Annotated in this window: 7 protein-coding genes; 6 read left to right on the top strand and 1 reads right to left on the bottom strand. The window is 71.6% G+C overall.

Annotated elements, in window-relative coordinates; translation table 11 throughout:
• Positions 1-47 precede the first annotated feature (47 nt).
• The 6 genes from Raf01_RS43645 (at position 48) to Raf01_RS43620 (ending at position 9,072) form a co-directional block, all read left to right on the top strand.
• Positions 48-3,491 (top strand): AfsR/SARP family transcriptional regulator, encoded by a 3,444-nt coding sequence (locus tag Raf01_RS43645; RefSeq protein ID WP_203924039.1) that lies wholly within the window; start codon positions 48-50, stop codon positions 3,489-3,491.
• A 926-nt stretch (positions 3,492-4,417) separates the two neighbouring features.
• Positions 4,418-7,294, top strand: a complete 2,877-nt coding sequence (locus Raf01_RS43640; protein ID WP_239134440.1) for a beta-glucosidase — start codon at positions 4,418-4,420, stop codon at positions 7,292-7,294.
• Between the two features lie 116 nt (positions 7,295-7,410).
• Positions 7,411-7,800: an MmcQ/YjbR family DNA-binding protein gene (locus tag Raf01_RS43635; RefSeq protein WP_203924037.1), complete on the top strand. Its 390-nt coding sequence runs from the start codon at positions 7,411-7,413 to the stop codon at positions 7,798-7,800.
• A gap of 36 nt (positions 7,801-7,836) precedes the next feature.
• Positions 7,837-8,235 carry a MarR family winged helix-turn-helix transcriptional regulator gene (locus tag Raf01_RS43630; protein ID WP_203924036.1) on the top strand — a complete coding sequence of 133 codons (399 nt, stop codon included), beginning with the start codon at positions 7,837-7,839 and terminating at the stop codon, positions 8,233-8,235.
• Positions 8,235-8,666: a hypothetical protein gene (locus Raf01_RS43625; RefSeq protein ID WP_239134438.1), complete on the top strand. Its 432-nt coding sequence runs from the start codon at positions 8,235-8,237 to the stop codon at positions 8,664-8,666. The genes Raf01_RS43630 and Raf01_RS43625 overlap by 1 nt, the downstream gene beginning before the upstream one ends.
• A 94-nt stretch (positions 8,667-8,760) precedes the next feature.
• Positions 8,761-9,072 (top strand): helix-turn-helix domain-containing protein, encoded by a 312-nt coding sequence (locus tag Raf01_RS43620; protein WP_203924035.1) that lies wholly within the window; start codon positions 8,761-8,763, stop codon positions 9,070-9,072.
• Between the two features lie 271 nt (positions 9,073-9,343).
• On the opposite strand, the gene Raf01_RS43615 is transcribed toward Raf01_RS43620, so the two are convergent.
• Positions 9,344-11,218 (bottom strand): hypothetical protein, encoded by a 1,875-nt coding sequence (locus Raf01_RS43615; protein ID WP_203924034.1) that lies wholly within the window; start codon positions 11,216-11,218, stop codon positions 9,344-9,346.
• Positions 11,219-11,299 lie beyond the last annotated feature (81 nt).

Here is an 11,299-nt window from a genome sequence, read left to right as displayed (position 1 = left end):
TAACGGCGCGCCCCGGTGTGCGCGGGCAACCGGGCAGAATCGGGGGCGTGCAGGTTGGCGCGCTCGGTCCGCTGGAGGTCCGTACCGGCGCCGGTGAACTGGTACCGGTCGCCGGTGCCCGCCTGCGCGCACTGCTGATCCTGCTCGCGCTCGCCCCGTCCCGGGTCGTCGGCACCGACCGGCTCGTCGAGGCGCTGTGGGGCGACCAGCCGCCGGCCGGGGCGGGCAACGCCCTCCAGACGCTCGTGTCCCGGCTGCGGCGGGCCGTACCCGGGATCGTCGTGGTACCGCAGCCGGGCGGGTACCAGCTCGACCTCGAACCCGACCGGGTGGACCTCGTCCGGTTCGAGCGGCTCGCCGCGGCCGGGCGGTCCCGCCTGCGAGACGATCCGGCCGACGCGGCCGCCATGCTGCGCGAGGCACTGGCGCTGTGGCGCGGGCCGGCGCTGGCCGACGTCGCCCGCGCCGACTTCGCCCGGGCGACCATCGTGCGGCTGGACGAGCTCCGGCTGACCGCGATCCAGGATCGGGTCGACGCCGATCTGCGGCTCGGTTCGGATGCCGGGCTGGTCGCGGAGCTGGACGGTCTGGTCGCCGCGCACCCGCTCCGGGAGCCCCTGGTCGCCCTGTTCATCCGGGCGCTGGATGCGGCCGGCAGGCGCGCCGAGGCGCTGGAGGTGTACGAGCGGACCCGCCGCCGGATCGTCGATCAGTTGGGGGTGCAGCCCTCCGCCGAACTGGCCTCGCTGCATGTGGCGATGCTGCGCGCCGAGCCGGACACGGCCCGGGCGGTGCCGCGCCCGCAGGCGGAGGCTGGCCGGCCCACAGCGCCGCGCTCCCAGCCGGCGGCCAGCCCCGCGGTGCCACGCCCCCAGCCCGAGGCCGGCCGGACGGTGCCGCAATCCGCTGCCGGCCGGGCGATGTCGCGTCCCGAACCGGAGGCCGGGCGGGCGGTGCGGCCCGCCGGGCCGGGCTCCGGCGCGGAGCCGGGCGCGGCCGTCGCGGCCGGAGAGCCGGCCAGGACCAACCTTCGCGCCGAACGCACCGACCTGATCGGGCGGGAAGACGACCTCGCCCAGGTCGGCAAGCTGTTGCGCGCCCACCGGATGACCACGCTGACCGGGCCGGGCGGCGCGGGCAAGACCCGGTTGGCCAGCGCCGCGGCCCGCGGGCAACTGGACGCCATGCCGGACGGCGTGTGGCTGGTGGAGTTGGCCCCGGTCACCGACCCCGCCGAGGTCGCCCCGGCCACGCTCGACGCGCTCGGACTGCGGCAGCTCGCCCGCGGCGCGGGATCACGCATGGTGGCCCCGGTCGAGGAGTCCGGCGATCCGGTCGACCGGCTGGTCGCCGCGCTGTCGGACAAACATGCCCTGCTCGTACTCGACAACTGCGAGCACCTCATCGACGCCGCGGCGACGCTGGCCGATCGCATCCTGAGCGACTGCCCCCGGGTGACGCTCCTGGCCACCAGCCGGGAACCGTTGAGCATCGGCGGCGAGATGCTCCGCCCGGTGCAGCCGTTGGCCCTGCCACCGGAGTCCGCGCAGCCGGCGCTGGTGACTGGGTACGCGTCGGTGCGCCTGCTCGCCCAGCGGGCCCGGGCGGTGCGGCCCGGATTCGAGGTCAACGCCGGCAACGCGCTGGCGGTGACCCGCATCTGCCGAGCGCTGGACGGGATGCCGCTGGCGATCGAGCTGGCCGCGGCCAGGTTGAACGCCATGACGCCGGAGCAGGTCGCGTCCCGCCTCGACGACCGGTTCCGGTTGCTGACCGGCGGCAACCGCACCGCACTGGCCCGCCACCAGACGCTCGCCGCCGTCGTGGGATGGAGCTGGGATCTGCTCGACGACGCGGAGCGGACGCTGTGGCGGCGGCTGTCGGTGTTCGCCGGCGGCGCGACGCTGGAGGCCGTCGAGCGGGTCTGCGCCGACGACCTGGTCGCCACCGACCGGGTGCTCGACCTGCTGGCCGCGCTGGTGGACAAGTCACTGCTGGAGATGCGCGAGGACACCGGGACGCCGCGGTACCAGATGCTGGAGATCATCAAGGCGTACGGTCACGACCGGCTGGTCGAGGCGGGCGAGCTGGACGCGGCACAGCGGGCCCACGCCGGATACTTCCTGGAACTGGCCGAGAACGCCGAGCATCACCTGCTGACCGCCGAACAGTTGGCGTGGTTGGCCCGGCTGAGTGCCGACCACGACAACCTGCAGGCCGCGGTACGCGGCACGGTCGCGGCCGGCGACACGCGCAGCGCGTACCGGTTCGTCGCTTCGCTCGGCCTGTACTGGTGGTTGCGCGGGCACAAGATCGAGGGCGCCGAGCTGTCCAGCGCGGTACTGTCGCTTCCCGGCCCGGCCGAGGAGAAGCCCGACGCGGTACCCGAGGAGTCCCGGGTCGCCGCGTACACGCTGGGTGCCCTGCTGGCCGTGGACAGCCGGTACAGCGCGGAGGCAGCACTGGGCTGGTTCCGGGAGGCCGGGCGGCTGGCCGAACGGATACCGGATCCGGGGCACCCGTTGATCCGGCTGATCGGCCCGCTGGCGCACGTGTTCGAGAACTCGTGGGAGGCTGGCAGGCCGACGTCCGTGGCGGCCCTGGACGCGCTGGTGGACGACCCGTTTCCGTGGCTCGGCGGGACCGCCCTGATGATCCGGGCACATCTCGCGCTGAACTACGGTCACTCGCACATCGACGCGGAGGCCGACATCCGTGCCGCGCTGGAGCGGTACCGCGCGCTGGGCGAACGGTGGGGCATCTCGTTCGCCACCGGCACCCTGGGGACCTTCGCCCTGTGGCGGGGCGACTTCGCGGAGGCGACGGCCTGCTGGAGGCAGGCGGTGGCGGCGATCGCCGAGTTGGGCGGTCCCGAGGAGGAGGTCCAGTCCCTGACCCAGTTGGCCCGCGCCCTGTGGCTGCGGGGTGACCGGGACGGGGCGCGCGAGCAACTGGCCCGGGCGCGGCGCAACGCACAGCGCCTCGGCCTGCCCGAGCCCCGGGGAATGGCCGGGCACGTGACCGGCGACCTGGCCCGGCTCGACGGGGACCTGCCGCTGGCCCGGTCCGAGCTGGCCAACGCGGCGCGGTTCGCCGGGAACCGCACCGTTGCCCCCCAGCTGCGCGCGGTGATCGCCGCCGCCCGGACCCACCTCGCCCTGGCCGACGGGGACCTGCCCGCCGCCCGGGCCCGGTACGCGGAGGCGGTGGCCGCGGCGACCAGCTCGGTCGACGCCCCGGTGACCGGGGTGGTCCTCGTCGCCGGTGCCGACCTCTCCCTGTACGGCGGCGACCCCGTCACGGCCGCTACGCTGCTCGGCGCCAGCGCCGGGGTACGGGGGATCCGCGATCTGTCCATTGTGGACGATGAAAGGGTGGCCGCGGCGGCCCGGGACGCGCTCGGTGATACCGGTTTCGACGAGGCGTACCGGGCGGGCCTGGCAGCGACCGTCGACACCTGGCGCGAGTTGCCCGGCGTCGCCGAGGGGTGACGTCGGGGGTGCTCGCCCGCCACAAGACCGGCCCCCCACAAGACCGGCTCCCCCACAAACCGGCTCCGGCCGCGCCCCCCGAGAACACGTTGGGGTGAGCCTGGCCGCGGGTACGCGCCGGTCCGGCACTCGCCCGAGTTCCGCCGGGCAGGCCACGGACCCGCGGCCAGCCAGCGCCCGGCCTCGACTTGCCCGGTCGAGGCACGAACAACTGGGTGGCCCTCCGGTCCGGCCGACCCGAGTGCCGAATTTCAAGCCCGGAGCGGCGCCCCGGACCCGATCGACGCTATGCCGCCGCTGAGTTTCGGGTCAAGGCACGCTCCGCCACGAGAAAGCCCGATCTGCCGGTTACGGACGCGTTGCGGAATTGTTACCCGCAACAACAAATCTAACTCTCTCGAATACTTGCGCTGAGGCAATCGATCGCAATATGTTCTGGCACACAACAAAGCTTCGTCGCACCTCCGGCCAGGTCGGCGAGGCACCAGCGGTGCGATGTTCCAGCCCGGTATCGCCGGGCACCTCGCCTGATCCGCCGCCGGTCGACCGTTGGTCACCGGGTGTGCCCGCACCCGGGACGGCCCACCCCCAGCCAGTGTCGGACCCGCCCCCAGACCACTGCCCAGCCCAGACCACTGCCCGGCCCAGACCACTGCCCGGCCCCGGCCCCGGCCTGCGCGGTATGGCCCTGGCGCCGTCCGCACCCGTTCCCCCGGGACCGCTTGACCCGGCTCACCCACAAACCGGGCGAGCCTGGCGGCCCTGAATTCGCGGAGCCCCCGGCTCCGCATCGACCATAGGGAGAACCGACCGTGTCTTCCACTCAGACAACCTCCGCGTCACCACCTCCCCTCCGCCGCTCACCGCGACCAGGGCGGCTACGGCGTGCCGGAATCGCCGCCGCGTGCCTGGTCGTCGTGTCCGCGATGGTCCCCACGCTCAACTCGGCCGCCGCCAGCTCGCAGGCCGGCTCGGCCTGGGGCCAGGGCACCCTCACCGACTCCGACATGCTCAAGCTGGTCTCGCAGTTGACCCTGCCGGAAGAGACCGGCATGGTGCACGGCTCGTCCGACACCACCTGCGCGACCACGCTCCCGCTCGGCTGCGTCGGCCAGGCCGGCTGGATCCCCGGCGTACCACGCCTGGGCATCCCCCCGCTGCGGATGACCGACGGTCCGGCCGGCATCCGGCTCAGTCACGTCGAGACGGCGATGCCGGCGCCGGTCGGCCTGGCCGCGTCGTTCGACACCGCGGCGGCCGCGACGTTCGGCCGGACGGTGGGCGCAGCGGGACGCGCGACCGGTGAGGACGTGTGGCTCGGCCCGATGATCAACGAGGTGAACTACCCGACCGGCGGGCGCAACTTCGAGACCCTGGGCGAGGACCCGTACCTCGCCGGCCAGTTGGCCGCCGGTGAGGTCACCGGCGCGCAAAGCCAGGGACTGGTCACCGAGCTGAAGCACTACATCGAGAACGACTTCGAGAACGGGCGCAACTCGACCAGTGTCACCATCGACGACCAGACGCTGCACGAGACCGAGTTGGTCGCGTTCGAGGCGGGCATCCGGGCCGGCGCCGGCTCCGTCATGTGCTCGTACAACCGGATCAACGACCTCACCGGGTGCGGCGACAACGACACCCTGATCACGATCCTGCGCCAGCAGCTGGCGTTCACCGGCTTCGTGCAGTCCGACTGGGGCGCCGTGCACCAGACGACCGACCTGGTCAACGGTACGGACATCCAGCAGCCCAGCCCCTCGTTCTTCTCCGACGCGACCCTGGCCGCGGCGGTGGCGAACGGTACCCCGGCCGTGGCGGCCACCGCCGACTACCCGGCCTACCCGGCGATCTCCGGCGCACAGTGGAAGCAGGCGCTGGACACCGCCGTGTTCCACATCCTGTCCACGATGAACCAGGCCGACCTGTTGGAGGGCACCCAGTACGGGTCGCACTTCACCGGTACGCCCACCCCGTGGGTACCGGCGCGACCCGACCTGGCCAACCTCAAGGACTCGGCGGCCGCCAGCGCCCAGTCCATCGCCGAGGACAGCGCGACCCTGCTGAAGAACGGCGACCAGATCCTGCCGCTGACCAACGCCGACCTGAAGGCCAAGGCGGGTGGGGTCGTGGTGATGGGCCCGACCGCCATCGCGTCGTACTACGGCGGCGGCGGTAGCGCCCACGTGACCCCGTACGACGGCTCCGCCAGCCCGTACTCGGCTCTGGCGGCCCAGGCCGGCTCCGGCGCCGCGCTGTCCTACCAACCCGGGTACGACCTCGACGGCACGGTCGTCCCGTCCACTGCGCTGACCGCCCCGAACCCGGCCGACGCGTACCCGAACTGGACGCTGACCCCGGCCGACGCGGCCTTCGCCGGCCAGCCCGGCCTGGTGCGCCAGCAGATCACCACGTCGGCCGTCGCCTCCGGGGCGCAGCCGGTGCTCTACACCGGCAGCGACGCGGCTCCCGACCGGCTCGACCCGACCGTGAACTACACCGGATCGTCCACCCTGCCGGCCGGTACGGCGTGGCGCTGGTCCGGCCTGCTCACCGCGCCGAGCAACCCGGGCGGTACCGGCTGGCAGCTCAAGGTATTCGTGCAGAACCAGGCCGGCTCGCAGTTGTTCGTCGACGGCCTGACCACCACCCAGCGCCGGATCAACGTCGCGGCGTACCCGGCCGCCCCGTCCTCCTCGTACGCCGGCCTGGCCGAGGCCGCCCGCTCGCACGACCCGGCGAACCCGGCGCTGCAGCAGGCCAGCTACTCGGTCACCCTCACCCCCGGCCAGCAGCTCCACCTGGACCTGCGGGTGACGGCCGGTACCCAGCCCACCCAGGTCCAGCTGCGTTGGGTGCCGCCGGACAACCAGACCACCGCGATCAACAACGCCGTCACCGCGGCGAAGAGCGCCAAGAAGGTCGTGGTGTTCGCCTACGACGACGGCCAGGAGGGCTCCGACCGGGGCGGCTCCGACCAGGCCACCGGGCTGACCCTGCCGGGCTACCAGAACAGCCTGATCAGCGCGGTCGCGGCGGCGAACCCGAACACGGTCGTCGTGCTCAACACCGGAGACGCCGTCCTGATGCCGTGGGCCACGTCGGTCAAGGGCATCCTGGAGATGTGGTACCCGGGCCAAGAAGGCGGCAAGGCGACCGCCGACGTGCTGTTCGGCAAGGCGAACCCGGGCGGCAAGCTGCCCATCACCTTCCCAGCAACCGCCGACCAGCAACCGATGTACGACCCGAACTGCACGGACACCTCGGCGACCGGTAACTGCCCGCTGTACCCGGGCGTCGCGGGACCGAGCAAGTACCTCGCCGGCGCGACCGCCAGCTACCGGACCATCACCGGCATGGCGGTCAACGGGATCGACGAGGGCTACCGCTGGTACGACGCGAAGGGCGTCACGCCGCTTTTCCCGTTCGGGTACGGGCTGTCCTACACCAGTTTCGGCTACTCCAAGCTGAAGGTCAGCGCCGACAAGGCCGGCGGGATCGATGTGAGCTTCACCGTGAAGAACACCGGTTCCCGCAAGGGTTCGGAGAGTCCGCAGGTCTACCTCGGCGCATCGCCGGACCTGCCGTCGAGCGTCCAGCAGGCGGTACGCAAGCTGATCGGGTTTGACCGGGTGACCCTCGCGCCCGGCGCGTCGCAGTCCGTCACCGTGCACGCGACCGCGGAGCAACTGTCGTCCTGGTCCACCACGGCCGGAAAGTGGACGCTCGGAACGGGCAGCCGCACGGTCTCCGTCGGCTCGTCCTCCCGCGACTCGCGCCTCCAGGTCACCTTCACCGTGAAATAGCGCGCGAGACGACACCGCACGAGCAGCCGCCGTGGCGACCAGCCGCGGCGGCTGCCGGCTTGAGGCATATTTCCGCTCGTACCCTGGGCGCCGGCCGGCCGCCATAGAGTGAGGGCATGGCCACCTGGGACGACGTGCGCCAGATCGCGCTGGCGCTACCGGAGACGACCGAACAGGCATCGCGTGAGGGAACCGCCCAGTGGCGGGTCAAGGACAAGGGATTCGTCTGGGAGCGGCCGCTGCGGCGCGGAGACCTCGAAGCGCTCGGCACCTCCGCGCCGACCGGGCCGGTCCTGGCCGCCCGGGTGCCCGACCTGGGTGCCAAGGAGGCGCTGATCGCCGACGACGAATCCGTGTACTTCACCACGCCGCACTTCAACGGGTACCCGGCCGTGCTCGTGCGCCTGGACCGGATCCCGGTACCGGAGCTGGAAGAGCTCATCGTCGAGGCGTGGCTGGCTCGCGCCCCGAAGCGCCTGGCGGCGGAGTACACCGGTACCGTATAGTTCATTTCCGTGATATCCAAGTCCGGACTAACCTCGGTGCTGCTCCCCCTTCAACGGGCGACCCACCGCACACTGCACGTGCTGGCCGCGGCGCTCGCCGACCTCGACCTCACCCCATCGGAGATCAACACTCTGGCGAACCTGAGCGACGGCAGGGCGCGCAGCGTGCGCGAGCTGGCCGCCGACACGGGCACCCGGGCGACCACCCTCACCGGCGTGCTGGACCGGCTGGAGCGGCGTGGGCACCTCACCCGGCAGCTCGATCCGGCGGACCGCCGCTCGTTCCGGCTGTGCCTGACGGACTCGGGCCAGGCGGTGGCCGCCCGGGTCCGCGACGCGGTCACCGGGCTCGAACACGACGCGCTGGCCGGACTGTCCGCCGACCAGCTCGCCGGGTACCACGCCGTCGTCAGCGCGCTTCAGGAGGTCCGGTGATGTCCGCTCACCACCCGCAGACGCCGGCCCACGGTGGAGTCGACCCGGAGCTGACCGCGATCCTGCGCGACATCACCGGCCCGGACGGCCGGTTCGGGCACCGGCAACACATTCACCTCGCATTCCTCGCCGTGCGGCGCTATGGCATGCCGGACGCGACCGAGAAGGTCTGCGGGTGGATCCGCCAGGTCACGGTCTACGAGCGGGCGCCGCAGAAGTACCACCACACGGTGTCGCGGGCCTGGGTGGAGCTGGTCGCGCACCACGTCGCCGCCGGGGACACAGACTTCGACGCCTTCGCCGGGCGCTGTCCGGAGCTGCTGAACAAGCGCCTGCTGGCCCGGCACTACCGGTCGAGCACGCTGGCGGCGGACGCGGCCCGGCGCTCCTGGACGACTCCCGACCTGGCCCCGTTCCCCTGGGCCGCCTGACCGCATCCCACCCCGCGGTCCCATGTTCGTCTCGCTCCGTCAGGTTCAGAATATTCTTAACCCGAGGGCGCCCTCTCGTGGGTACGGTGACCGCATGAAACGCTGGCGAGACACCGACAACCTCGACAAGGCGATCGAGACCGCAGGTGGTAAGGAAGCCTTCGACTCCGCGATCGGACGCATGCTCGACGAGGCGCGTGGGTGGCGGCTCGCCGACATGCGCAAGGGCCGGGGCCTGATCCAGGAACAGGTCGCCGACCGCATGGGTGTGTCGATGTCTCGCGTCTCACAGATCGAGGCGGGCGACGTATCGACACAGGACGTGCTGACGCGGTACATCGCGGCGCTCGGCGGCACGCTGAAACTGATCGCAGACTTTGGCGATGAGCAATTGAAGGTCGCGTAGCGAGCCCAGGTGCCGTATGCATAACCACCAGCGACGTTCCGGCTGTGAACCTGCACCGGCTGCCGACGGAGAAAGCCGGGCTCCTGGCACAGCGACCCCGAACCGCGAATCCCTCGACCGCCGCCGGCTCGCTGCCGCCGCCGACTGGCATGCCTCGTTGACCGGCGACGATGCCACCGCGCTCGCGGAGTTCGACGCGACTTGGTAACCGGCCGCGAAGAAGGGCGGGTACCGGCCGAAGCCGGCACCCGCCCGAGTGAGCTCCGACGCGTCAGTCGGAGTTGACGTTGAAGTAGTACGTACCCGGATCGGACACCACGCTGCCGTTCTGGTCGACCGCGAACACGTCCAGTTCGTGGAGACCGTCGTAGTCCGGCGTATACGAGACCGTTGCCGTGCCGTCCGGTCCGACGGGCACCGTGAAGCTCTCGTTCCAGTCGATCCAGTACTGGTAGCCCGCGATGCCGGACAGCGGCGAGTCGAACGTGAAGTGCCCGGTGACCCCGACGCCACCGCCGCTCTCATTGGTGGCGAAGTAGTCCGGGTAGATGTCCGAGGTCACCGTGGGCGCGTTGGTGAGGGACGTCGAGTACCTCGCCAGCGGGCTCACCCAGCCGTTGGCGCTGTGGCTGGCCGCCTGAACCGTGAACTGGCCATAGTTCTGCGGAGTGACCGTGATGGTCGCCGAGCCGTCCGGCTGCGCCGCGACCGTTTGCGTGGCGCTGTTGTTCACCTGGTACGTGTAGTTGAGCACCTGCGTCACCGCCGGGTTCGGGGTGAGGGTGAGCGTCAGCGGCTGACCGACCGCCGGCGTACCGGACGCGGTGATGGTGGGCGAGGTGTCGTTGACGTACACCTCGTAGGTGAACTCTTCGGAGACGTTGCAGGCGCGGTCGACGCTCTGCACGTAGAGCCTGTTGGGCCCGGCGTTGGGCGGTGAGAGGTCGACCGTCGCGGATCCGCCGAGGGCGTCGGCGCGCACCATCCCGGGCAGCGTGTACGGGTCCCTCCACTGTGGCTCGCCGTCGGGGCTGGTGGTGTACCCGCAGTTGACGCTCAGGTCGTTCCACGAGTATTGGAACCCGGCCACGTCCGGCGCGCCGTTGGCGTCGAAGGTGAAGTGTGCCGGTGTGCCGCCGTCGACGAAGGTCGACTCCGGGTAGTTCGACGAGCTGACCGTCGGCTGGCCCGGCGCCGTCGCGTCGGTCGTGAAGTAACAGGTCGTGGACGGGGCCGACGTCTCGCTGTCGTCGTTGAGGGTCGCCTGCCACGCGTAGGCGGTGTTGTCGGCGAGCGCCCCGGCCGGGACCTGCGCGCTGCTCCAGTGGCCGCTCACCGCCGCGTTGGCGTTGAACACGGTTCGCTGGTCCGGGTGGTCCACCGGCCAGACGGCGAACGACGCGGTGAGCCGGTCGTTGGAGTCGGCGTCCTGGAACAGCGCCGAGAGCACGGGGCCGGCGAACGCGGGACGCATGGCCAGGTACGGGCCGGGCGCCTGGTCCACGCACGCCTGCCCGGCGTTGTAGAGCTTGGTCGGTTGGGCGGGCAGGCTGTCGTAGTTCACCGACAGCGTCACGCCGTAGTACCCGCTGAGGAAGCGACCGAGGTCGAGCTTGCCTTCGTCGTGAGCGGGTACCCGCAGTTCGAGGCTGAGGGTGGATTGCCCGGCGGCGAGTGCCTGCTGCACCAGCGAAGTCAGATCGAGTTGCAGATTGGCGGGGCAGGCGGTCGTGGTGCCGATGGTGCCGGCCAGCGCCAGTTCGGCCGGCGGCTTGACCCAGGTCGGGTTCGTGGCCGGCGCGGTCTTCCACACCTGGATGGCCCGGTCGGCGCAGTCGGTCGCCTGCGACTCCCGCGTGAACAGTGTGGCCGTGTAGAGCTTCTTGCTGGCGAACGACGAGATGTCGAAGGCCGCGTAGACCCTGGAGATGTGCTGCGTTCCGTTCGCGTCGCGCCAGGCACCGACCGGGATGTCGCCGTCCGGAGTGTTGCTGGCGTGGACGTCACGCGAGTCGGTGTACCGCAACGAGGTCTGTTGCGCGTACTGGTTGTTGTGTCCGGCCGCTGCCGGCTGCGCCGCCGCGAAGGCTCCGACCGTCCCCGCGACCAACGCGGCGACGATCATGGCAACTGCACGGCGGCGCACGAATGGGCTCGTTCGCATCTCGCACCCGATTCCCCGTGGACCCGCGATCATCGCGGGATGAGAATCGCAGGTTAACGCCGT

Source organism: Rugosimonospora africana (assembly GCF_016862975.1).
In the GTDB taxonomy this organism is placed as follows: Bacteria; Actinomycetota; Actinomycetes; order Mycobacteriales; family Micromonosporaceae; genus Rugosimonospora; species Rugosimonospora africana.
The sequence above is the reverse complement of the archived record's forward strand: the minus strand, read 5'-3'. Positions and strand labels throughout refer to the sequence as shown.